The sequence below is a fragment of the Streptomyces liangshanensis genome (assembly GCF_011694815.1).
GTDB classification, from domain to species: domain Bacteria; phylum Actinomycetota; class Actinomycetes; order Streptomycetales; family Streptomycetaceae; genus Streptomyces; species Streptomyces liangshanensis.
Genome location: NZ_CP050177.1, coordinates 923,434 through 946,232, shown reverse-complemented (window position 1 = coordinate 946,232; position 22,799 = coordinate 923,434). Strand labels below are relative to the sequence as shown.

The following is a 22,799-nucleotide window of genomic DNA, read 5'->3' as shown; positions in this document are numbered from 1 at the left end:
ACGACCTATTGACCGTATGGACGCGCAGTCATTAGCGTGGCGATCACCGTACCAGAAAGCGCTTTCTGAAAGCGCTTAGCTCTTGTAACTGCCCGGATCACCCGAGGAGTTCACTGTGAGCCCGAGCCAGTCTCCCAGCGCGAGCCCGAGCCAGGTACAGAGCGGGACACAGAGCGAAGTGCCGAGCGGCACCCCGGGTGTGTCCGGTGTGTCGGCGCGCGACCGGCCGGGGGCGGGCGAGCGGCTGGCCCGGGTCGTGGACGCGGGATGGCGGCCCGCCGTCCTGCTGATCGCCTGCTTCGCCGCCTGGTGGATCGTCGCGGCGGCCGAGCTGGTGGAGCCGTACCTCGTCCCGTCCCCCGGTGCCACGCTGGACGTCCTCACCGGCAAGACGAGTTACCTGTGGCAGCACACCTGGGTGACGACCTACGAGACCCTGCTCGGCTTTGCCATCGCCGTCGCGGTGGGGGTGCTGGCGGCGGTGGTGATGGTCTACTCCTCGACCGTCGAGAAGACGCTGTACCCGATTCTGCTCTTCGCCCAGGTGGTGCCGAAGATCGCCGTCGCGCCGCTGTTCGTGGTGTGGCTCGGCTTCGGCATCACACCGAAGATCCTGATCGCCGTGCTCATCGCGTTCTTCCCCGTGGTGATCTCGATGGTCACCGGGCTCAAGGCCGTGGACCCGGAGATGCTCCAACTCTCCGCGACCATGGGGGCGAAGCCCTGGCAGACCTTCGTCAAGATCCGGTTCCCGGCCTCGCTGCCGCACCTGTTCTCCGGCCTCAAGGTCGCCGTGACCCTGGCCGTGACGGGTGCGGTCGTCGGCGAGTTCGTCGGGGCCAACGAAGGCCTCGGCTATGTGATCCTCCAGGCGAACGGGAACCTCGACACCCCGATGCTCTTCGCGGGGCTGCTTGTCATGTCACTGATCGGCGTGGTGCTCTTCGTCCTGGTCGAGATCGCCGAGAAGCTGCTGCTGCCCTGGCACGCGAGCCGCCGGGACGTGGGCGCCACGACGGCGTTCTGACGCCCTTTCCGAGCACCTTTCCGACATCCGGAGCCGTACCCCCTCACCGCCGTACCCCGATTCCGATCCGCCCGACCCCGTCCAGCGAAGGGCCTCTCGCCATGCACGCGCGCAGACTCCTGACCGGCCTCGTACCGCTGCTCCTCGTCGCGACCGTCTCCGCCTGCGGCGACGACGGACCCGCGACCTCGACCAGCGACTCCGGCAAGAAGCTCGACAAGGTGACGCTGACGCTCAACTGGTACCCGTACGGCGAACACGCGCCGTTCTACTACGGGAAGCAGCAGAAGATCTTCGAGAAGCACGGCATCGATCTCACCATCAGGGCCGGGCAGGGCTCGCAGAAGACGGTCCAGGCGACCGGCGCGGGCCAGACGGACTTCGGCTGGGCCGACACCCCGGCGCTGCTCAGCGGGGTCGACAGCGGCGTCAAAGTGAAGAGCCTCGGGGTGTTCCTCCAGACCACACCGTCGTCCGTGCAGTACTTCGCGGACCAGAAGGTGACCGCACCGGCCGACCTCAAGGGCAAGACGATCGCGGGCACGGCCGGTGACGCGCTCAGCAAGACCTTCCCGATCTTCCTGGAGAAGAACGGCCTGGCCGCGTCGGACGTCAAGATCCAGAACACCGATCCGGCGGGCAAGATCGCGGCGGTGATCTCCGGGAAGACGGACGCGCTGCTCGGGTACGCCAGCGACCAGGGCCCGACCATGCAGGACAAGGCCAAGAAGCCGGTGTCGTACCTCCGCTTCTCGGAACACGGTCTCAACTTCTACTCCAACGGCCTCATCGCGGGGCAGAAGATCCTCTCGGGCAGGAGCGAACTCGCCGGGCGGATGGCCCGGGCGGTGAGCGAGGCGTGGACGGCGGCGGAGAAGGCGCCCGGGCCCGCCGTCGCCGCGATGCACGGCGCGTCGGAGCAACTGCCGCCGCACGGCGTCCTGTCGGAGCAGTTCACGACGACGCTGACCCTGCTCCACACCGACGCGACGAACGGCAAGGCGCCGGGGGTGAACACCGAGGCCGACTGGCAGCAGACGATCGACGTCTTCGCCGAGGCCGGGCTGGTGAAGAGCCCGAAGGCGGTCACGGAGTACTGGGACCGCGGCACGGCGCTGAAGGGATGACGATGGCCTCCGACGCGAAGCTCCGCGACACGGGCGCGACCGGCAGGACCGGCAGGGCCGGAGCGGTGGCCGGTGTGACCGGTGCGGCGGCCGTGGGACTGTCCGACGTCTCCGTCCGCTTCCGTACGAAGAACCGGGACGTCACCGCCCTGCGCGACATTTCCCTCGACGTGGCGGCGGGGGAGTTCGTCGCCCTGGTCGGCCCCTCGGGCTGCGGCAAGTCCACGCTGCTCAAGCTGGTCGCCGGCCTCCTCGACGCGTCCGCCGGGTCCGTGCGGCTGCACGGCGAGGAGGTTCACGGCCCGCGCCCCGACATCGGGTACGTCTTCCAGCGGGCGGCGCTCCTGGAGTGGCGCAGCGCCCGGCGCAACATCCTGCTCCAGGCGGAGATGCGCCGGATGCCGGGCGCCGATGCCCGCCGACGGGCCGACGAACTCATCGAGATGACCGGGCTGAGGGGCTTCGAGGACGCGTACCCGCACGAGTTGTCGGGCGGGATGCAGCAACGTGTGGCGCTGTGCCGGGCGTTGCTGCACAAACCGCCGGTCCTGCTGATGGACGAACCGTTCGGCGCGCTCGACGCGCTGACCCGCGAGCAGATGAACCGGGAACTGCACCGGATCTGGCGCGAGACGGGCACCACCGTGCTGCTGGTGACCCACTCCATCTCGGAGGCGGTCTATCTCGCGGACCGGGTGGTGGTGATGAGCCCGCGGCCCGGCACGGTCACCGAGATCATCGACGTGGGACTCCCGGCGGAACGCGACTACACGGAGACGCTCGGCCGCCCCGAGTTCCGCGAAGCGGCCTCCCGGATCCGCGACCTGCTGGGCGCGGCCTCCGCGGCGGACTGAGCGGGGGCGCCCTCCGGCGTGCGCGACGGCCGGGCGCGGCGAAATGAGCAGGACCTGGCGGCCGATCCCTGTCATGGTTCCGGCATGTCCGCCCGTGGGGCCCAGGAACCACGGTCGGGGACCACATCCGGACGCGGTGGGTGCCTGGATCGGTGTCGGAACGGTCGGCGCGGCCGAACGGGCCCGGGTCCGTGCGGTGTTGCGGGCCCTCGCCCTCCCGGAACTCAGGGAGTGGGTCCTCGGGACCGCGACGGCCGACGACACCTGGAGATTGTCCTCCCACCGTCGGGTGTGGTCGTGGAGTGGCGGGCGGGTCACGTACCGCGACGAGGACTGACCGCGGGGCGGGTGACTTCGCGGCGATCCCGGATCCGGGATATCATCCCGGATGTGAGAGACGAGGATGCCGGGCCCGGGGACGACCGGGTCGACGTGCTGCTGGCCGCGCGGCTCGCCGAGCTGCGGGGTGAACGCGGTTGGTCCCTGGAGGAGTTGGCGCGGCGCAGTGGCGTCAGCCGCTCCACCCTGTCGCGGGCCGAGCGCCGCGAGATCAGTCCCACGGCCGCGCTGCTCGGCCGGCTCTGCGCGGTGTACGGGCGCACCCTGTCGCAGCTCCTCAGCGAGGTGGAGACGGAGCCCGCCCACCTGGTGCGGGCCGGTGCCCAGACCGTCTGGACGGACGCGGCCTCCGGCTTCGTACGCCGGTCGGTGTCACCGCCGCAGGCGGGGCTGCGGGCCGAGGTGGTCGAGGGCACCCTGCGGCCCGGCGCGGACGTGTCGTACGACAGGCCGCCCGTGCCCGGCATGGAGCAGCACGTCTGGGTGCTGGAGGGGTCCGTCGAGATGACGGTGGACGGTACGGCGCACACCCTGCGCGCGGGCGACTGTCTGCGGACGCGGCTGTGGGGCCCGACCCGCTTCCGGTGCCTCGGAACGGAGCCGGTCAGGTACGGAGTGGTGGTGGTCCTGCCGTGAGCGGCCGCTCCGCCCGGGGCGGCGGCCCCCGCACGGGCCCCGCCGTCGAGATCCTCGGCGCCGACGACCTGCTCGCCCTCGCCGGGACCCTCGCCGACCTGCTCGTCGACACCGTGGCGGGCGGCGCGTCCGTGGGCTTCCTGCACCCGCTGGACCGTACCGACGCCGTCGCGTGGTGGCGGGCCCAGGCGGGTGCCGTCCGGGCGGGGGAGCTGTCCGTGCGGGTCTGCCGGGACGGTGACCGGGTGCTCGGTACGGTGACCGTCGCGTACGCCGACAAGCCCAACGCCCGCCACCGCGCCGAGATCCGCAAGCTCATGGTCCACCGCGACGCACGCGGCCGCGGCCTCGGCCGGGCCCTGCTGGCCGCCGCCGAGACGGCGGCGGCCGAGGCCGGGGTCACCCTGCTGATGCTGGACACCGAGACGGACAGCCCCGCCGAGCGGCTGTACCGCGCGGCGGGGTGGACCGTGCTCGGTGTGGTCCCCGGCCACGCCGAGGACCCGGGCGGGACGCTCCGCCCGACCACCTTCTTCTACAAGGGGCCCAGCGGTGTGTTCAGTACCGCAGCCGGGACAGGTAGCGGTAGCTGTTCAGCGCGCTGACGAACGGGTCCGGCGGGGAATCGTGCTCCACGAGCCACTGCTTGACACCTCCGCTGCGCGCCGTGTCGAACATGGCCGGGAAGTCGAGCACCCCCGAACCGACGTCCTCGAAACCACCGTTGGGCGCCATGTCCTTCACATGGAGCGCCGGGAAGCGGCGGGGGTGCTCCGTGAACAGCCGGCCCGGGTCGTCGCCGCCCTTCGCCGCCCAGTACAGGTCCAGCTCGAACCCGACCAGGTCGGGGTCGGTCTCCTTGAGCAGGATCCCGAACAGGTTCTCGCCGTCGACCACCACGTGGTCGGCGTCGTGGTTGTGGAAGAGCACCTTGAGCCCGGACTCCCGGGCGAGCAGCCCGGCCTTGTTCAACTGCCGTGCCGCTTCCCGGTATCCGGCGGGGGAGTGCAGTTCGGCGGGCAGGCTCGGTACGACGACCCACTTGCCGCCGAGCGTCCTGACGTCCTCGATCGCCTGCGGCAGGCCGCTGCCGGCGACCGTGCCGTACCCGACGTGTTCGAGGACGGCCTTGAGCCGCGTCTCGTCCAGCATCCGCCGGATGTCGGCCGCGGTGTGCCCGTGCCTGCCGCTGACCCCGACCGTCGCGTAGCCGATGCGCGCCAGCCGTTCCAGCGTGCCCTTGAAGTCCGTCGCGAGGGGGGTGCGCATCGTGTAGAGGTGCATGCCGATCCCGGACGGCGGGATGCGCCGTGAGCAGCGGCGGGAGGCGGCCGAGGCGGGGGCCGCCGAGGCCGTCCCCGTACTCGCCGCGGTGCCGGCCCCCAGTGCGGCCAGACCCACCGCCGTACCCACCGCTCTGCCGAGGAAGGAGCGTCGCGTGCCGGTCATCTCAACTGTCCTCTCCGCCTGCGTTGATCCGGACCGCGCCGGTCGTGGTGTCACCCTTGTTGTCGGTGACGGTCAGGTGGGCCGTGTACGGACCCGGTCGTGCGTAGGTGTGACGTGCGGACGGGCCCTCCACGCCCGTCGGCTTCGTGTTGTCGCCGAAGTCCCAGTGGTAGGAGGCGATCGTGCGTCCGGCCGCCGGGGCGACCGTGGCGGTCAGCTGGCGGGTGAGCGGATCGGTGGCGCTCACGGCGGCCGCCGTCACGGTGACCGTCGTCGCCGGCTTGGCCTCCACACCGGGGCCGTTGAAGTGCAGCCAGTCCACGGCGAACAGGTCCGCCTTCTCCGCCGACCACTCGGGGTTGACGAACACCGCGTACATCTTCACGGTGGTGCCCACCGGCCGGAGGTTGACGCTCGGCGAGACGACGTTGCCCCAACCGCCGGTGTTCGGGACGGTCACCGTGCCCATCAGCGGCCCGGTGGGCGAGCCGTTACGGAACTCGATCTTCCCGCCGATGCCGCCCGAGGCCGCGCCCACGGTGACGGACGTGATGCCCTTGAGGTTGACGGGGGAGAACGCGATCCAGTCGCCGTGCTCGATCTCGGTCAGGCGCTTGCCGCCCGACGCGTCCGCCCGGTCACCCGTCACCGCGCCGCCGTTGGCGCCGCCGGTCTCGGTACGGTGCTCCGCCTCGCGGAACGTCGTGCGCAGCGTGAGCGCGGAGGAACCGGTCAGCGCGGGCACGGTCCCGGCCCCGCTGTCCGTGTACGTGGCGGTGATGCCGTAGTACAGGTTCTGCCCGGGCCCGTGGCTGTCCCCGGCGTCCGTCGCGATCTCGCCCGCGCAGCCCTGGTAGTTGTCCAGTGGGTGCAGGTGGCTGTCATGGCCGAGCTGGGACTGCACGACGACCTTGGAGCAGTCGATGGTCCCGCCCTCGCCGGTCTTCCCGTCCTCCTGGTCCTTGACCCTCACCTGGAACGGGATGGTGTCGCCGAAGCTGAACATCCCCCCGTCCGGCGGCTGTTGGATGGTCACCACCGGCCGGGTGTTGCCCACGGTGATGTCCTGCACCGAGCTCGCGGTGAGCCCGCCGGGCCCGGTGACGGTCAGCCGCGCGGTGAACTGCCCGTCGGCGCGGTAGACATGGGACGGGTTCGCCTGCGTGGAGTCGATGGTGCCGTTCCCGTCGAAGTCCCAGGCGTAGGTGGCCGGCAGGTCGCCGGGCACGCCGGAACCGCTGCTGGAGAACGCCACCCGCAGCGGGGAGACGCCGCTGTCCGGGGTCGCGGTGGCCTTGGCCGTGGGCAGCCGGTTGTCACCGACGTGGTCGATGCGGTAGATGCCCGAGCCCTCGTTGGTGCCACCCCGGCCCGTACCGCTGCCGAGTCCGAAGTCGATGACGTACAGCGCGCCGTCGGGGCCGAAGTCGGCGTCGAAGGGCTGGTTCCACTTCATGTCGGCGAACACGCCGTTGATGGACTGGAGATCGCCCGCCTCGACCGGGGCGAACCGCGGGTCCTTGAAGGTCTGGTCCGTCTCGTGGAACGAGAAGGTCTTGAACCAGGTCCGGGTCAGCTCGTAGTTGAACCACTTCCCCTCGAAGTACTCGGGGAACTTGGCCGGGTTGGGGTTCGCGGGGTCGTAGTCGTAGACGGGTCCGCTCATCGGTCCGCCGCCGCCCGTGCCCAGTTCGGGGAAGCGCGGCGACGCGGAGTAGGCGTACCAGACCGTCGCGGGCTTGGCCGGGGGCAGATCACGCAGGCCCGTGTTGTACGGCGAGTCGTTGACGAGGTTGCCGCAGTCGAACTTCGGGCCCGAGGTCCTGGTGGCGAAGTCGTAGTCGTTGAACGGGGTGTTGTTGCCCGTGCAGTACGGCCAGCCGTAGTTCCCCGCCTCGGTGATGCGGCTGTACTCGACCGTCCCCTCCGGGCCGCGGTCGGCGACGGCCGCCCGGGCGTCGGGGCCGTAGTCGGCCACCATCAGGGCCCCGCTGCGCGGGTCGGTGGTGATGCGGAACGGGTTGCGCATGCCCATCGCGTAGACCTCGGGCCGCGTCTGTGCCGTACCGGGCGCGAAGAGGTTGCCCTCCGGGACGGAGTACGTACCGTCGTCCTCGGGGGTGATGCGCAGGATCTTGCCGCGCAGGTCGTTCGTGTTGCCCGAGGTGCGCTGGGCGTCCCAGGCGCGGCGGCCCTCGCGCTCGTCGATCGGCGTGAAGCCGTCGGAGGCGAACGGGTCGGTGTTGTCGCCGGTCGCGATGTACAGGTCGCCGTTCTTGTCGAAGGCGATCGACCCGGCCATGTGCGAGTTGGCCCGGCCCTCGTCGCGCTGGGTCGGGACGGTCAACAGCCGCTTCTCGGAGCCCGGTTCGACGGTGTTGCCGGTGACCGTGAAGCGCGAGAGGTTCAGTTGCTTCTCGGTCTTGTCGGAGTTCAGCAGATAGAGCCAGTTGTTTGTCGCGAAGTCCGGGTCGAGCGCCAGGCCGAGGAGACCGTCCGACTGGCTCGTCATCTCCGGTGTGTAGGCGAAGTCCAGGGCCGTGGAGACCTTCAGGGTCTTCTGGTCGATCACCTTGAGCTTGCCGGTGCGCTGGATGAAGAACACCCGGCCGTCCGGGGCGACGGCCAGCTCGAAGGGGTCGGCCAGGTCCTCGGTGGCCAGCGCGGTCCGCTGGAACGAACCTGTCTTCGTGGCCGTGCAGTCGCCCGGCTTGTTGCCCGCCGCCCACTGGATGCCACCGAGGAGGTGCTTGCGGAAGGCGGCCTCCTGGAAGGCGGCCGCGTCATGGCCGCCGGCGGTGAACCAGGAGCGTCCGCCGTCGTAGTTCTGGCACCAGGACCACGGGTGGTCGACGCCCTCGTCCAGACCGGTGATTCCGTCGTTCACCTTGATCTGGGCGAGCGTGTGGACCTTGCCGGTCGGATTGGTGCGCCAGTTGTACCACTCCTCCGTGCGCTCCCACAGCTCGGGAAGCCCCTTGGTGGAGGGGTGGGCCTGGTCGAGGACCTTGACGCGGCCGGTCTGGATCGCGGGGTGCTTGTCGAAGATGGCGCCGACCAGCCCCTCGTACCAGCCCCAGTCGCGCTCGCTGGCGGAGGCCGCGTGCAGACCGACCCAGCCACCGCCCGCGCGCACGAACCCCTGGAGCGCGGCGCGCTGCGGGGCGTCGAGCAGATCGCCGCTCTCCGGGGTGGAGTTGGTGTTGTTGAAGACGATCGCCTGGAAGCGGGCGAGGTTGGCCGTCGTGAAGGCGGTGGCGTCGGTGGTGGCCTCGACCTCGAAGCCGTTCTCACTGCCCAGCTGCCTGACGGCCTCGACCCCGGCGGGGATCGAGTCGTGCGAGAAGTTGGTGACCTTCGAGAAGACCAGGACGCGGAACGGCGCGGCGTCGGCCCGGGGCGGCGAGGCCATCCCGAGCCCGAGGACAAGAGCCAGTAGCGCGGTGAGCACAAGAATGGGCGACGAGGTTCTCATGGGCGCTCCCGGGTGCTGGTGGAGCCGGCGGGTTAGAAAGCGCTTTCTGGAGTACGTCGCACAGAGTAGGTCGCGGGATTACAGGGGGTCAATGGGTCGGACGGGGCGGGGAGTTACGCGACCTCGTGGCGCCGGCGCCCGCCGGCCGGGCCGCTCGGACCCGCCCGGCGGGCGCTGACGTCGGCGCGAGGCCCGGTGCGCTGGGCTCGGCGCGCTGGGTTCGGACCACCGTGGCCCGGTACGCCCGGGCCTGGAAACCTTCGCCCTGGAACACCTGGGCCCGGACCACCTGGGCCCGGACCACCTGGCCCTGAGCACCTGGGCCCGGAGCACCCGGGCCGGAACGCCTGGGCAGGAGCACCTGGGCCCGGAACGCCTGGGCCGGACCACCATGGCCCTGTACGCCCGGCCCTGTACGCCCGGCCCTGTACGCCAGGGCCGGTACGCCCGAACCTGGAACCCCTCGCCCCGGAACGCCTGGGCCCGGAGTACCTGCGCCGGAACCCCTCGCTCCGGAGCACCTGGGCCTGGAGCGCCTGGGCCGGAAGCCCTGGGCCCGGACCACCTGGCCCGGAACGCCTGGGCCCGGAACCCCTCGCCCCAGCACACCAGGCCCCGGCACCCGGCCTCGGAACACCTCGCCCTGGTGCACCCGGCCCCAGCTCGCCGCGCCCCCCGCCGCCGCGCCCCACGGCGCCAAGCGGCACCCGCCACGCCGCCACGCGGCACCCCGCCGCGCGGCGCTACGCCGCGTCGAGCTCCGCCAACTCCTCGGCCGTCAGGGTCAGATCGGCCGCCGCGACCGAGTCGCGGACCGTTGCCGGGCGGCTGGAGCCCGGAATCGGCACCACCGTAGGGGACTTGGCGAGGAGCCACGCCAGGCAGACCTGGTGCGCGCTCACCCCGTGCGCCTCGGCCACGCGGGTGAACGGGGCGAACCGCGACCCCAGTTCACCGGCCCGCGTGATGCCGCCGAACGGACTCCACGGCAGGAACGCGATGCCCAGCTCCGCGCACAGCTCCAACTCCGGTTCGCTGGAGCGGTAAGCGGGGGAGAACTGGTTCTGCACGGACACCAGCCGCCCGCCGAGGATGTCGTTCGCCAGCCGGATCATGTCCGGGTCCGCGTTCGAGATGCCGGCCTGCTGGATCTTGCCCGCGTCGAGCAGGTCCCGGATCGCGCCGACCGACTCCGCGTACGGGACCTTCGGGTCCGGGCGGTGGAACTGGTACAGCCCGATCGCCTCGACCCCCAGCCGCCCCAGCGACGCCTCGCACGCGGCCTTGATGTGCTCGGGCCTGCCGTCCAGCGTCCACGAGCCGTCGCCCGGCCGCAGGTGGCCGCCCTTGGTGGCGACGAGCACCTCGCCGCCCCGGTCGTGGGACGCGAGGGCCTTGGCGATCAGCGACTCGTTGTGCCCGACCTCGTCGGCGTACAGGTGGTAGGCGTCGGCCGTGTCGATCAGCGTCACACCGGCGTCCAGTGCCGCGTGGACCGTGGCGACCGAACGGGTCTCGTCCGGCCGTCCCTCGATGGACATGGGCATACCGCCCAGACCGATCGCGCTGACGTCGACGGTCCCGATGCGGCGAGTCTTCATGGTGGGGGAACCCTTCTGCTGCGGGTCCCGCCGGTTCCGGCGGGGCCTACCCAGCCTGGCAAGCGCCCCACCGGCACGTCCAACAGAAGAAAGCGAACGCATTCAGCGACTACGCTTCTGAATCGTGGAACTCAGGCATCTCGAATACTTCGTCGCCGTCGCGGAGGAACGTCACTTCACGCGCGCGGCCCACCGGCTCATGGTCTCCCAGTCGGGGCTGTCCGCCTCGGTCCGGGCCCTGGAGCGGGAGTTGGGAGCCCCGCTGTTCGTCCGCAGCACGCGCCGCGTCGAACTCACCGGCGAGGGACGGGCCCTGCTGGTGGAGGCACACCGGGCGCTCGCCAGCGTACGGGCCGGCAAGGAGGCGGTCGCGGCGGTCCAGGGCCTGCTGCGGGGCACGCTGGTGGTCGGCACCGAGCAGTGCATCACCGGCGTGCACGTACCGGGACTGCTGGCCCGGTTCCGGTCCGAGCACCCCGAGGTGGAGGTACGGCTCCGGCAGGCGGGTTCGGCCGCGCTCGTGGACGACGTCGCGGAGGGCCGCCTCGACCTCGCGTTCGTCGCCCTGTCGGGACCCGCGCCCGACGGGGTGAGGCTCGTACCCCTGGCGCGCGAACCGATGGTGCTGCTCTGCCACCCCGACCACCCGCTGGCGGGGACGGCCGGGATCGGCTGGGCGGACCTCGGCGGTGAGGTCTTCGTCGACTTCCACCAGGACTGGGGAGCCCGGGGCCTCAACGACCGGGCCTTCGCCGCCGCCCGTACGGCACGCCGTGTCGCCCTGGAGGTCAACGACGTGCACAGCCTGATCGAGCTGGTCGGGCACGGCCTCGGCATCGCGGTCGTTCCCCTCCCGGTCGCCCGTAAGACGCAGGCGGCCGCCCTGCGCACCGTCCCGCTGACCGGCGCGGAGGGCCACTACTGGGAGGTGTCGGCGGCGCTACCGGACGACCGGCGCACGGGCCCGGCGGCGCGCGAGCTGCTCTCGTACCTGCCCAGCACACCGCCGGGCGGGACGTGCCAGGCGGAGGGCCCCGACCCCCTCGCGAGCCCCGCCCTCCCCGCCTCCCGCTCCACCCCCACCATCCCCGCCACCCCCACCATCCCCGCCCCGCGTACGGCTCCTAGCGTCGCCGCCCCAGCGCACCCCGGATGAAGGCCGCCTGCCCGGCGTGCTGGAGGTCGTCGGAGACGACGCTGACCAGCCGGACCCCCAGGGTGACGTGCGGGATCCACGTGTCGTCCACGATCCGGTCGAGGTCGGAGACCTTGAGCGTGCCGATGTACTCGACCGTCCGGTCGTGGACGTCGTCGTGGTAGCCGGTGAGCAGCTCCGCCGGGACGTCGGCGACCTTGGCCACGTCCTTGGCGGAGTGGCCGTAACCGGTCGCCCCGTGCGAGAACGGCAGCTCGAACCGCTCCGCCCAGCCCCCCGACGTCCACACCTGGCCGGTCCCGGCGGCGTCCGAGACGTGGTCGTCCTGGATGCGGGTCAGGTGCCAGACGAGCCAGGCGATCGTGTTCGCGCCGTCGTCCAGCCGGGTGGCCAGCTCCTCCGGCGTGAGGTCGGCGACGACGTCGTGCACCACCTCGCGGATACGGCCGAAGGCGTCGATGAGCAGGTCCCCGCTGGCGTTCATGGCTGACTCCTTATCTGTGCCCGTACGCGTATCCGTACCCGTATCCGTCCGCCGTCCGTGACGACGTCGCGACACGGCTCCCGTACAGGTTCCCCCGGCGGCCCCGAAGACGCTCCCCGACATTCCCGGCACCCTGCCACCCCGCCCCGTCCTCCTCAGCGCCCCAGGAACGCCGAGATCCGCTCGCGCAGGGACGCCGGGTCGAGCCCCTGGGCGGCCAGGTGCTCGTGGAGCTGCCCGTACCGCCGCAGCTCACGGCGTGCCACCCCGAGCCCCAGCACCCGGTGCGGGATGTCGGACAGGGCGTCGTTCGCGGCGGCGGTGGACGTCCCGGCGAGGTACGGCTCCACGATCACCACGTCCGCCGCGTCCCCGGCCGCCACCGCCCGGCGCACCGCCGCGCCGTCGAAGGGCCGCACGGTGGTCGCGTACAGCACGGTCGTGTCGAGCCCCTCCGTCGCCGCCAGTACGTTGTCCAGCATCGGCCCGACGGCGATCACCACCCCGCCGCGCCCCTCGCGCACGGTGTGGAACCCGGGTCCCGAGAGGGGCCTCGGCCGGGCGTTGCTCTGCTCGGACAGCCGCACGTAGTCGCGGCCGTCGCCGGCGGCGGCGCGCCGGATCAGCGCCTCGGCCTCGTCGGGGTGGCCCGGCACATGGATGTGCCAGCCGTCGAGGGTGTCCATGAGCGCCACGTCGCCCGGCGACATGTGGGTGAAACCACCGGCCGGCCAGTCGTACGATCCGCCCGCGCTCACCAGCACGCCCCCCACGCCCTGGTGGCCGAAGTCCAGCTTCACCTGCTCGAACGGCCGCTCGACCAGGAAGCTCGCGAAGGTGTGCACCACCGGCCGCATCCCGGTGAGGGCGAGTCCGCCACCCACCCCGATCAGCAGTTGCTCGCGGATGCCGACGTTGATGACCCGGTCGGGATGGCGGCGCGCGGCCGGGGCGAAGCCGTCCCTGCTGATCTCGGCGAGGACCACCGCGAGCCGGGGGTGGTCGTCGAGCAGCCGGGAGGTGGTGGAGATGAACCGTTCCCGCATGGTGTCCATGGAAGTAACTCCTGATGAGCGTGGATCGTCGGTGCCAGGGATGACGGGGATGCCGGGGCTGCCGGAGGTGTCGGCGGTCATGACTTGGGCTCGACCCGCGCCACGACCGCCAGGGGGACGCCTTCGTGCGGCGCGGTGAAGGCGCCGTACAGCGCCTCGTGGTCCCTGCCGTCGACGGTCAGGACCGACCAGCCGGCGGCCTCGAAGCGCGCCGCGATCCCGCCGGGCCGGCCGTGGCTCGCGGAGCCGTTGTCGATCACGACGGTGTGGAGCTGCCCGAGCCCGGCGTGCCCGGCGAAGGCGAGGGCCTCGTGGTTGCTGCCCTCGTCCAGCTCGGCGTCACCGATCAGCACCCACACCCGGGGCCCGTCGAGGCCCTGCGCCCGCAGCCCCAGCGCGGTCCCCACGGCGAGCGGCAGCCCGTGCCCGAGCGAGCCGCTGCCGATCTCGACGCCGGGCAGCAGCGTCCCGTCGGGGTGGTGGCCGAGGGGGGAGTCGTACGAACCGAACCCGGGGAGCAGGTCCACGGCCAGGAACCCCTTCGCGGCGAGCACCGCGTAGTACGCCATCGGCCCGTGCCCCTTGGAGAGCAGGAAGCGGTCGCGGTCGCGCGCGTCGACGGTCGCGGGGGTCACCCGCAGGACGCGGTCGTAGAGGACCCAGAGCGTGTCGAGGGTGGAGGTCGCGGCGGGGCCGTGCTTCTCGTCGCCGGTCATCATGGCGAGCAGCCGGTTCAGATCCTGGTGGCCGAGGGCGGGCGCCGGGGTGCTCGTGGAGGTCTTGGTGGTCATGGGTCCACGCTGCGACGTCAACCGCACTTGAGGTCAAGCCGGACGCGCCCCGGAAAAGCGGTTCGTGACCACCGCTTCAAGTGCGGTATTGTTCTCATGCGCGTTCGGCCAGGGGAAACCCCAGGTCAGCGAGGCTCGGGACGTGGCGCAGCTTGGTAGCGCACTTGACTGGGGGTCAAGGGGTCGCAGGTTCAAATCCTGTCGTCCCGACTTGCTTATCAGCAGGTCGCAGGCGGTATCGGAGAAATCCGGTACCGCCTTTCCGTCGTTCCGGGGGACCGGTCGGGCGCCGGCCTTTCCCGCGGACGGTGGCTCGACAAGGGGAGGGATGGTGGGGGCGGTGCTCGATGTCACTGGACACATGCCCACCGAGGAGAACGGTCTCGGCGTGGGGCATCGGACCGCACGCTCGGGGATCGTACGGTGCCGGGCGATCCAGCGCTCGACGTCGTGAGCGCTGTAGACATGGAGTCCTGGCCTCCGTAGTACCCAGACGCAGCACGCTCGCGTCACACGTCGGACGGAAGGGGGCGAACACCCTCCGCCTGCGGGCCGCGGTCGCCCTGGGCGATCCGGAGTTGGACGCGCTGGCCGACCTCGAGCCCGCGGAAGCCGGCCATCTGGATGGCCGAGTAGTGGACGAAGACATCATGTCCGTTGTCGACAGCGATGAATCCGAAACCCTTATCCTTGTTGAACCATTTGACGGTGCCTTCGAGTGGTGGTGCGGAAGCCGGGTTGCGCAGGAGGAGACCCCGGGAATCGGAGCTGGTGGCCTCAAAGATTTGAATAGGACTGGCAAGACTGCGGTCGCTGATGCGAGCAGTCATGTCCCTGAGGCTGATGAACTCCGGTGCCTGGGGAATTCCTTCGGTGAGCACGCCGGCGAACTCGTTCGTGAGTGTCAACCGCGGTCGCGCGAGCCCCTGGGGAGCGGTGACCAGCGACCAGCTCCCCCGCATGTGTCGGGGGTTCAGCCACGACCATATTCTCTCTGCGTCCGACAGGTAGGCGTCGAGGATGAGAACCTTGAACCGGGCGGGACTGTCCTCCATCAGCGAAATCAGGCGCCGGACGGACAGTGCGGTGACAGCGGGCAGCTCGCGACGGGAATTGGGGAAGGCGAGAAAGGTGTCGTGGGGTGTTTCCAGCAGGTGACCCGTGAAGTGGACGAGAAGTGTGTGCTCGGCCCGCTGTAAAAGGTTCTCCAGCGAAGGGACGAGAGGCTGGGGGAAATGCTGGTTCCAGACGAGCGACACGTTGGCATCGTCGAACGGGCCGGAATCCTGGGTCCGTCCCAACGCGCGCGCCAGCACGAGCGCCTGCTCGTGGGAGCCGGGGAGGTCCGGGAACTCCTCGTATCTGTCGGCTCCGATCAGTACGGCGCGTGAACGCGCCGGTTCGAGCACGAGTCGGCTCGACGTGGACTCAGGGGTCCGGGAGGCCGCCTGCGAGGAAGGCGGGATCCGTGTGGCGTGGAGCCGGTGCTCGACGTCACCCGTGCTCCGGTACACCATGCCGATCACAGCACCATGCAGGTCGACAACTGCCGCCCCGGGCGGGGGCACGGGGTCTGCCGCTGCTGACTCCAGTACGAAGCTGTCGCCCCGCACGGACGTGACCCGATAGCGGGCCAGTACCGGAAGCGTGGGTCGAGAGGTGCGGTCCCGCCTGAGCCCGCAGACCAGGGCCCAGTCCCCCACTGTCGGGGAGGGAGCGGACGGCAGGGGCGGCTCCTGCGGGGCGCGCTCGGGTCCCACGTTCGTCAGCAGGGCCAGCACCGAATGCGCCGTCCCGGCCGCCAATTGGGCATGCCACGTGCGCGAGTCCTTCCATGGGCGACCTTCGAGGCGCAGGAGGGGGGCGACGCTGCCCGCCGGGAGCAGAGCGGCCGGCACAGCTATCTGCCCGGCTGCGAGAAGGATTCCCGAGCCCAGCTCCTCACGGTCCCGGCTGATCTTCACCAGCCGGTTCTCGGCGGCTCGGGTCAGGCTCTGGATCACGGGGGAGTGGGTGTCGGTGTGAAATGCCGCCGCGTTCCTGAGGAGCCGGGCCGCCTCGGGCAGACCTCGCTCCCGAGCGGTCCGGGCCAGGACGTCCAGTGACGACGGCTGGGCGAAGCGGGCCAGCACGGGCCAGAGTGCGTCGGGTGGGGCGAGGTCCGGTCGGTCCTGTCGATCGGCCCACTCCACGAAGTCGTTCAGCTCGTAGTGATCCCCGCCGGCCATCACCGACGGGCCGTCGGGCACCTCTGCGCAGGCATATTCCAGCGCTGTCGAAAGCCAGTCGTGCGGAGCGGCGTCCCGGTCGGAGCCGGGAGACCGGTAGATCAGTGTCGCTGCCTCCAGCAGCCGGCGTGACATCTTGGCTGTGTGTCCCAGGCGCCGGATGTCCAGCGCCGCTACGAGCAGTGTCCTGGCGAGGGAGGGAGCATTGCGGACGCGCGCGAGAGTTTCCACCTCCGCGGTCAGTGAATACACCCGTAACAAGTCGATTCGGCCGAGGGCGGATTGAAAGGACTCGGCTTGCTCCGAGTGGTCCGTTCTCAGTACATGGAAGTCCTCGGGTCTGAGTTCGCTCAGCACCAGCACGGGGCCCGGTGCGGACATCAGATTGATGAGATCGGCGGTCGTCGTGGGCGCCCTACGGTCGGACCCCAGTAGGAAGGAGTGGAGGTCGGGCACGATCACAGCCGTTCGAGGGCGCAGCCGTTGTCCCGCATCGACCAGTTCGTCCGGTGACCGCGGAGCCCACCACGTCCAGTCGTCCGGCAGGCCGGCCATGGCTCGGGTGATGGCCGTCGTCTTCCCCGACCCCGCATCGCCCAGCAGCACCGTGAACGAGCTGTGCCCGCGCTTTGCCCTAGCCAGTACCCGCCGCAATTGTTCGTCCACGTAGCGGTCGACGAGTTCGGGCATGGGCTGGAGCCCGGGCGGGGGGTCCGAGACCCAGCTTCCCGCCCCGGCAATCGGCGCGGCCGCGTCTGCCCCGGCCTCCCGAGTCGCGAACGGCGCAGCCTCCGGCACGAGCCCCCGCTCACCGGTGCCGTCCCCGACTCCGCGCCCCGCGAGGAAGTCGCCGCCGCTGGTCGCGCCGTACTCGCTGATCCCCGTGCCCATCTCGCGCCGTACCAGTTGCTGCACGGACGTGATGTCGTCCCGGCGCTGGCCGCCCAGCAGTGCTGCCCGGACCCCGGGGCGGAAGTCGAAGGGAACGCGGTCCGGGTCGGCCGTCGCCTCCTGGCCCCAGGGGGTGAAGAGGCCTCCGAGGGCGACCTCTGCCAGATGGCCGTGCTCCGCCGCGGGGAGCATTGTCTGGCGGACGAGGTTCATGACCGGGAGGCTCAAAGGTACGGCGGACAGATGTCCGGCCAGCCGTTGGGCGAGGGGGGACGCACTTGCCCTGAAGCGGCGCAGTACGTCGGTAACCTCCTCGCGGGCGGGAGCGAAGGGCTCGGCCGCCGGCGGCGCCGGCGACGACGGCGTACGGGGGAGCGCCAGGCAGGGCACCCGCGTCCACTGGCCGCTGCCGGCCACCAGCTTCGCCAGGAGCAGCACGGACGCCGGTTCGGCCTCCACCATCGGGATCGCGAGCAACTGCGCGGTGGGCCGCGGCCGTACGCTCCTGCGGCGGCTCCGTGCGGGCGCGCCCACCCGCCACGACGTGTTGGGCGACGCCGGACCGACCGAACGCAACGGCAGCGAGCGTGGCCGCACCGCGCCACGGTCCCACAGCCGGCGCGGCAGTACGTTGAGCAGTGCCACCGGACCGTGGGACGCCCACTGCCGCAGCATGCGCGCGACGTCCGCCTCGGCCCAGCCGCGCGCCACCACGTCCGTGACGACGATGACCAGACGGTGCCCCGACGGGTCGGACACCTCCTGCACGCTGCGCCGCTCACCGGTGGGAGTACGGGCCACGGACAGCGGCTCGTCGGCGTCCGGGCCGGTGCCGAGAAGGTGCCAGGTGCGTACGTCGCGGAAGATGCCTGTTTGCACGAACACTCGCCGCAGTTCGCCGACCAGGTCGTGCCAGAGCAGCATCGAGTGGTGGGCGTCCACGACGAGGGCCAGGTCCAGCCAGCGGCCCCTGCGCGGCCGCAGCACCGGCGTCGGGAGGCGCTGCTCGACGGTCCTGCGGACCGTCAGCTCCTCGTCGAGTTCGCAGTCGGTTGGGTTCCCGCCCGAGGTGTCCTTCGAACGACCCAGGGGGCGCAGAGCCCGCATCACCGCGAGCGGATCCCGGACGGACGAGGCTCGGCGGACGCGGACCAGTTCGATGCCCTGCCGCGCCGGGCCGGGCGCGTCCGTGAGATCGCCCGCGGTGTAGAACTCCTCCTCCGGCGCCGGGTCTTCCTCCTCGGGGCCCACGGCCGGGTACTCGGTCGGCGACGTCGCCTCGGGCTCGTCGAGGCCGTCCCGAGCGGAAACCGCGTCCGGGTCCGCGGCGCCACCGACGCGCGCCGCCAGCCAGAGGATGTCCGTCAGCTCCTCCGGTCCGGCGTTCGCGCCGGACTCCTCCAGTGCCCGCAGCAGCCGCTCGATCACGCCAACGGCCCTGTCAGCCGTTGCAGTACGGCGTTCAGGAAGTCCTTGCGCTCGCCCGCTCCCGACCACGCGCCGCTCAACCGCAGCTGGACGGCGTTGAGTAGTTGGTCCGTCGCCAGGTCGCCTTCCGTGCGGCGCTCGATGAAGTCGACGATCAGATCCTGGTAGCGGTCGTCCCGGGTCGTGTCGTCGAGCCTCAGCCGCTGCCGGACGATCTTCTTCAGCTTCTCCTCGCACGGCGGCTCGACGTGCAGGCGAATGCAGCGACGCAGGAAGGGTGGCGGGAAGTCGCGCTCGCCGTTGCTGGTCAGTACGACGACGGGGAACGCGTTGCACTGGACCAGTCCGCGGTCGATCCCCGCACACACCTCGGGATCGTCCTGCGTGCCCACCCTGACCCGCGGCTGACGGGCGGCGATCCGTGCCAGCTCCGGGATCTCGAAGGAACCCTCCTCGAACACGGTCAGCAGGTCGCCGGGCAGGTCGATATCGCTCTTGTCGATCTCGTCGACGAGCAGCACACGGGGGCGCTCCTGCGGCAGCAGCGCTGTGCCGAGCGGGCCAAGACGCAGGTACGGCGCGATGGCGCTGCCCGAGGAGGGGCGCCCGCCTTGCAGCCGCCGGGGCGGCGCGCTCCGGCCGGCCTTCAGGTGGCGCAGGTTCGCGTCGTGCAGACGCCCGATCGCGTCGTACTGGTAGAGCCCGTCCCGCAGGGAACTGCGGCTGGTCACCGGCCAGTGCAGGACCGGCCCGAGTTCCAGGTCCGCCGCGATGCTGTGCGCCAGTGTCGACTTGCCGACTCCGGGCTTGCCGGTGACGAGGAGCGGGCGGCGCAGGTAGATGGCCGTGTTCACGGCGTTGATCTCCGCGTCGTCCGGTACGTATCCGTCGCCGCGTTGCCAGGTGTCGGCCCAAGCAGGTCCGGCGGTGCCGGGCGGGGCGTACTCCGGGTCGGGGACGCCTCTGAACTCCCGCCACGGCGGCCGGTTCTCGTCAAGCCGGGCGCGCTTGTCCGCGACCGTGCCCGTGCCCCGGTAGATCCACCAGTCCTTGGCGGCGCTCATCGGACTTCCTCTCGTAGACGACGGTTCACGAGGACAGCGACCGCCTCAGGGGCACCCGACCGGGGTTGTCGTAGAGCAGTGCGACCGGGTGTTGATTCACCCGGGCCCGCTTGATTCCGGCGGGCAGCGATGCCACGTCGAGTGCGTGGGGAGGATCGGGGTCGAGTGCTGTACGTATGGCCGTGCCGAGCGCGGGGGAGCGGCGTCGCCAAACGGCGATCGGTATCCCGCCGTCCACCACGGCTTCCAGGACGTCTAAGACCAGTTCCTCGGTCACGTCGGCCAGCACGCAGACCGGGGACGCGTTCAGTTGCAGCTCGTCCGTCAGGTTGCCGGACACATCGCGGTCCGTGATGTCCCGCACGGCGTCGGGATGCAGGCCGCCGTGAGTCTCGTACCACTGCCACTTGGCCAGCCAGAGTTCGAGATCCTCGCGTTCCTCGGGGCAGCGCAGCACGACCTCGTAGCGGCAGCCGAGCTGGACGGCCCGCTCACCGCGCCCTTTGCGCGCAGGGCGCGGCACCGCCCAGGTCTCGAACGGCACATCCAACAGGTCGAACGGAACGTGGAACTCGATCCGCGCAGGCTTTGTCGCTTCGGTCAGGAGGTGATCGGTGAGTACCTTCCGTACGGCTTCCAGGTCCATGGGGTTCGGAAAGTCGCCCACGTAGTCCCAGCCCCCCTGGAACGACCAGAGTTGCAGTCGGTAGGAGTTGTCGTCCTCCTCGGTCAACCGCACGTGCAGCGCGGTGGGCTCGACCGGGCGAGAGGGCGGAGCGGGAACGGGATCCGCCCCGAGGCGTTCACGCGTACGTTCCACCCATCCGTTCGCGGCCACGACCCAGGGAGAGGGCGCGGCGCGGGATGCCAGGTGCTTGACGAACGGCAGAGCGAGCGGAACGGCACGGCTGATGCCCTGCCGGTCGTCGAGATCACGCACGATCTCCACCAGGTCCGCCGACGGCAACCTGTGATCCATCGGCGGGGCGCAGCCCGTCACCTCGAAGGCCCAGCGGTACGCCGCGTAGGTGTCAGGCGGTAACTCCGTTCCCTCGTATATCACTTGCCCCAGTTCCGTCCAGGCCACCTGGTCGAGGACAAGGCCGCCGGTCGGCCCACTCGCCCTACCGCCGTCCACCCAGGCGTCCCCGTGGAGAGAGGAACCGTCCCAGCCCAGAGCGATGTCGAACTGCGGATGTTGCCAGGCCGTGCCGTTCGCGCGCATGACGGTGAAGTCAGCCTGCACGTCCCTGGCGATGTCGGCCAGTTCGAGCGTCGCCAGTTCGAGCGTTCGGCCCTCCAGACGTCTGAGGAGGGTATCCGTGAACTGGCCCGCCTGGACGGTGTTCTTCGCGGGCTCACCGACCCGGGACGCGTAGAGCGTGAACTGCATGCGCCGGGTGGGGGCGCCCGCCGGATAGTTCACCTGGGGGAACTTCCCTGTGAGCCGTCCGATGTCGAGCCGGCAGGCATCACCCACGGTGACGGTACGGCGGAAGCGCCCCGCCGCGATCTCGTCGGACTTCCACCGGCGCAGGGCCGAGCTGAGATTGAGGTGAGCGAAGAGACCAGCGGTGGCGTCGGCGTACGGCAGCAGCAGATCGTGGCGGCGGTCCAGGAAGCCGTGTCCGGCCCAGTAGATCCACAGCAGGTCACCGTCGCACTGGGGGAGGTCCGTGAAGAGCGCCTCCTCGACGTTCTTCTGTGTCGCGGGCTTGGCCAGCCCCTCGACCCCGGCGCCGGCCAGGGGCGACAGCAGAAGGCGTACGTTGCTCTTCGGTACGCCGGTGCCGGTGAGCCAATCGGCGAAGCGGACGGCGTCGCGGGCCGGGCCGGGGAGATTCAGCCGGGCGTTGATCTCGTAGGACTCGACGCCCACCACGAGCGCGAAGGTCCGTTCCGGTGTGATCCGCGGCTCGGCAGCTGGGGAGCCGTCCGTCACCGCAGTGCCTCCGCGATGCGCTCGAAGACCGAGGGGAGCTTCCAGTAGGCACTGTGCGAGACGGGGAACGGCATTCCGCTACGGACCTCGTGGTCGGTGATCCGGCCGTCGCCCGGGAAGACCGGTTCGGCGAGGTACGAGAGGACATCCCGACGGTCGTAGATGTTGAGCCAGCGCGGGAAGTCGGCGGGCAGCCGGTCGCCGGGCTCCAGGCCGGCCAGGGCGCCGAGTTCGTGCAGGAAGGGGGCCTGGGAGCCGACGGTGACCAACAGGCGCACAGGCAAGGGAGATTGACGTCGGGCGGCCAGGGCGAGGGTGTCCACGAGGGCGATACCGCCGAGGCTGTGGCCGATGACGACCGGGGGCTCCGGGCTGTTGCCGATCACCCGCTCCAGGTGGGCGCGCAGATGCTGCCCTCGTGCCTGGTAGCGCAGGATGTCACCGATCTCGGATGCCTTCTCGGAGGTGACCTCGCCCCGCTTGCGGTCCAGAAAGGATTGGGTGGCCACGCGTTGTGCCAGCCGGGACAGGACGCTCGCCGTGCGCGTCAGCATGCCCCGGGCGGTCCCGCCGAGCCGCCCGCTCAGCAAGTCGACGAGCCGGTCCCGTTCCGCGTCGGTGCACAGGGCGGTGTCGCGGGCCTCGGCGAGCATCACGGCCACCAGGGCCCGGCCGGTGTGAACCCTGAGTTCGGCGGCGGCCGCGTCGTCCTCGGCGACGAGGCACGCGGCATGGAACTCGTCGGAGCGCTCCGCCGTCCGCAGCGCGTTCCGGTAGCCGTCGGCCAGACCGGTCTCCCGTAACAGCACGGCGAGTTCGTCGTCCGGTGCCAGGACACCGGGCAGGGCGCGCAGGGCGTTGCCCACGTTCTCGCCGGGCGACGGCGCCCCCAGCAGCCCGAATCCGTCGTCCTGGGCCTCGGTGCCGAGTTTGGCCAGAACCCTCAGCTCGCACAGCGGATCGGTGAGGAGCAGCAGCCACTCGGCGGTCTCGGGATCCGCCTCCGGCCCTGGGTGGGGCCTCATGCCGGGAACCGATGCGCCGCCCGCGCTGAGCTCCGCACCGAACTCCGCGCCCCAGTAGCAGCGTTCGACCTCGGCCTCCGGGATTTCCCTCAGTAGTCCGGCCTCGACCAGCGCGAACAGTTCCTCGAACCGTTCCCGGCGGACACCGGTCCCATGGACAAAGACGAACCTCATGCGTCCCCCCGACCCAGACGTGCCTGTTCCCCCATGAGAATAGTTCGTCGGCA

At 70.9% G+C, this 22,799-nt stretch carries 16 protein-coding genes and 1 tRNA gene; 7 read left to right on the top strand and 10 right to left on the bottom strand.

Features of this window, described 5'->3' with window-relative positions; translation table 11 throughout:
* The first annotated feature begins 178 nt into the window (after positions 1 to 178).
* The 5 genes from HA039_RS04140 to HA039_RS04120 all read left to right on the top strand — a co-directional run bounded on the left by HA039_RS04140 (position 179) and on the right by HA039_RS04120 (position 4,588).
* Entirely contained in the window at positions 179 to 1,027 is an 849-nt protein-coding gene (locus HA039_RS04140; protein ID WP_167023905.1) for an ABC transporter permease, read from the top strand.
* A 101-nt stretch (positions 1,028 to 1,128) separates the two neighbouring features.
* Positions 1,129 to 2,154: an ABC transporter substrate-binding protein gene (locus HA039_RS04135; protein WP_167023901.1), complete on the top strand. Its 1,026-nt coding sequence runs from the start codon at positions 1,129 to 1,131 to the stop codon at positions 2,152 to 2,154.
* Positions 2,151 to 3,008, top strand: a complete 858-nt coding sequence (locus tag HA039_RS04130) for an ABC transporter ATP-binding protein (protein WP_167023898.1) — start codon at positions 2,151 to 2,153, stop codon at positions 3,006 to 3,008. The genes HA039_RS04135 and HA039_RS04130 overlap by 4 nt, the downstream gene beginning before the upstream one ends.
* Positions 3,009 to 3,398: 390 nt before the next feature.
* A complete protein-coding gene (locus HA039_RS04125) occupies positions 3,399 to 3,983 on the top strand; it encodes a helix-turn-helix domain-containing protein (RefSeq protein ID WP_243869128.1) in 585 nt (194 codons plus the stop codon).
* Complete coding sequence (locus HA039_RS04120) at positions 3,980 to 4,588, top strand: GNAT family N-acetyltransferase (RefSeq protein ID WP_425086309.1); 609 nt, start codon at positions 3,980 to 3,982, stop codon at positions 4,586 to 4,588. The genes HA039_RS04125 and HA039_RS04120 overlap by 4 nt, the downstream gene beginning before the upstream one ends.
* On the opposite strand, the gene HA039_RS04115 is transcribed toward HA039_RS04120, so the two are convergent.
* The 3 genes from HA039_RS04115 to HA039_RS04105 form a co-directional block, all read right to left on the bottom strand.
* On the bottom strand, positions 4,542 to 5,267 hold the full coding sequence (locus HA039_RS04115; RefSeq protein ID WP_341830051.1) for a sugar phosphate isomerase/epimerase family protein: 726 nt from the start codon (positions 5,265 to 5,267) through the stop codon (positions 4,542 to 4,544). The two genes, HA039_RS04120 and HA039_RS04115, sit on opposite strands and share 47 nt — an antisense overlap.
* 166 nt (positions 5,268 to 5,433) lie before the next feature.
* Positions 5,434 to 8,907: a ThuA domain-containing protein gene (locus HA039_RS04110; protein ID WP_167023889.1), complete on the bottom strand. Its 3,474-nt coding sequence runs from the start codon at positions 8,905 to 8,907 to the stop codon at positions 5,434 to 5,436.
* 743 nt (positions 8,908 to 9,650) lie between these two features.
* Complete coding sequence (locus HA039_RS04105) at positions 9,651 to 10,508, bottom strand: aldo/keto reductase (RefSeq protein WP_167023886.1); 858 nt, start codon at positions 10,506 to 10,508, stop codon at positions 9,651 to 9,653.
* Positions 10,509 to 10,632: 124 nt separating this feature from the next.
* On the opposite strand from HA039_RS04105, the gene HA039_RS04100 reads away from it, so the two are divergent.
* Positions 10,633 to 11,664 (top strand): LysR family transcriptional regulator, encoded by a 1,032-nt coding sequence (locus HA039_RS04100; RefSeq protein ID WP_167023883.1) that lies wholly within the window; start codon positions 10,633 to 10,635, stop codon positions 11,662 to 11,664.
* Here HA039_RS04100 and HA039_RS04095 read toward each other — a convergent pair.
* From HA039_RS04095 to HA039_RS04085, 3 genes are all read right to left on the bottom strand, one after another.
* Positions 11,633 to 12,148 carry a mycothiol transferase gene (locus tag HA039_RS04095; protein ID WP_167023880.1) on the bottom strand — a complete coding sequence of 172 codons (516 nt, stop codon included), beginning with the start codon at positions 12,146 to 12,148 and terminating at the stop codon, positions 11,633 to 11,635. The two genes, HA039_RS04100 and HA039_RS04095, sit on opposite strands and share 32 nt — an antisense overlap.
* A gap of 155 nt (positions 12,149 to 12,303) precedes the next feature.
* Complete coding sequence (locus HA039_RS04090; protein WP_167023877.1) at positions 12,304 to 13,203, bottom strand: transketolase family protein; 900 nt, start codon at positions 13,201 to 13,203, stop codon at positions 12,304 to 12,306.
* 77 nt (positions 13,204 to 13,280) lie between these two features.
* Positions 13,281 to 13,994, bottom strand: a complete 714-nt coding sequence (locus tag HA039_RS04085; RefSeq protein WP_167023874.1) for a thiamine pyrophosphate-dependent enzyme — start codon at positions 13,992 to 13,994, stop codon at positions 13,281 to 13,283.
* Between the two features lie 136 nt (positions 13,995 to 14,130).
* Here HA039_RS04085 and HA039_RS04080 point away from each other — a divergent pair.
* Positions 14,131 to 14,204: transfer RNA gene (locus HA039_RS04080), tRNA-Pro, on the top strand.
* A gap of 299 nt (positions 14,205 to 14,503) precedes the next feature.
* Here the strand turns inward: HA039_RS04080 and HA039_RS34330 are convergent.
* Genes HA039_RS34330 through HA039_RS04060 form a run of 4 tightly spaced genes read right to left on the bottom strand, consistent with a single transcriptional unit; the run spans position 14,504 to position 22,746 of the window.
* Positions 14,504 to 18,541 (bottom strand): SAV_2336 N-terminal domain-related protein, encoded by a 4,038-nt coding sequence (locus tag HA039_RS34330; RefSeq protein ID WP_279592817.1) that lies wholly within the window; start codon positions 18,539 to 18,541, stop codon positions 14,504 to 14,506.
* A complete protein-coding gene (locus HA039_RS04070) occupies positions 18,538 to 19,605 on the bottom strand; it encodes an AAA family ATPase (RefSeq protein WP_167023871.1) in 1,068 nt (355 codons plus the stop codon). The genes HA039_RS34330 and HA039_RS04070 overlap by 4 nt, the downstream gene beginning before the upstream one ends.
* Before the next feature lie 25 nt (positions 19,606 to 19,630).
* On the bottom strand, positions 19,631 to 21,547 hold the full coding sequence (locus HA039_RS04065) for a VMAP-C domain-containing protein (RefSeq protein WP_167023867.1): 1,917 nt from the start codon (positions 21,545 to 21,547) through the stop codon (positions 19,631 to 19,633).
* On the bottom strand, positions 21,544 to 22,746 hold the full coding sequence (locus HA039_RS04060) for an RBBP9/YdeN family alpha/beta hydrolase (RefSeq protein ID WP_167023864.1): 1,203 nt from the start codon (positions 22,744 to 22,746) through the stop codon (positions 21,544 to 21,546). Before HA039_RS04060 ends, HA039_RS04065 begins: the two co-directional genes overlap by 4 nt.
* Between the last annotated feature and the right edge of the window lie 53 nt (positions 22,747 to 22,799).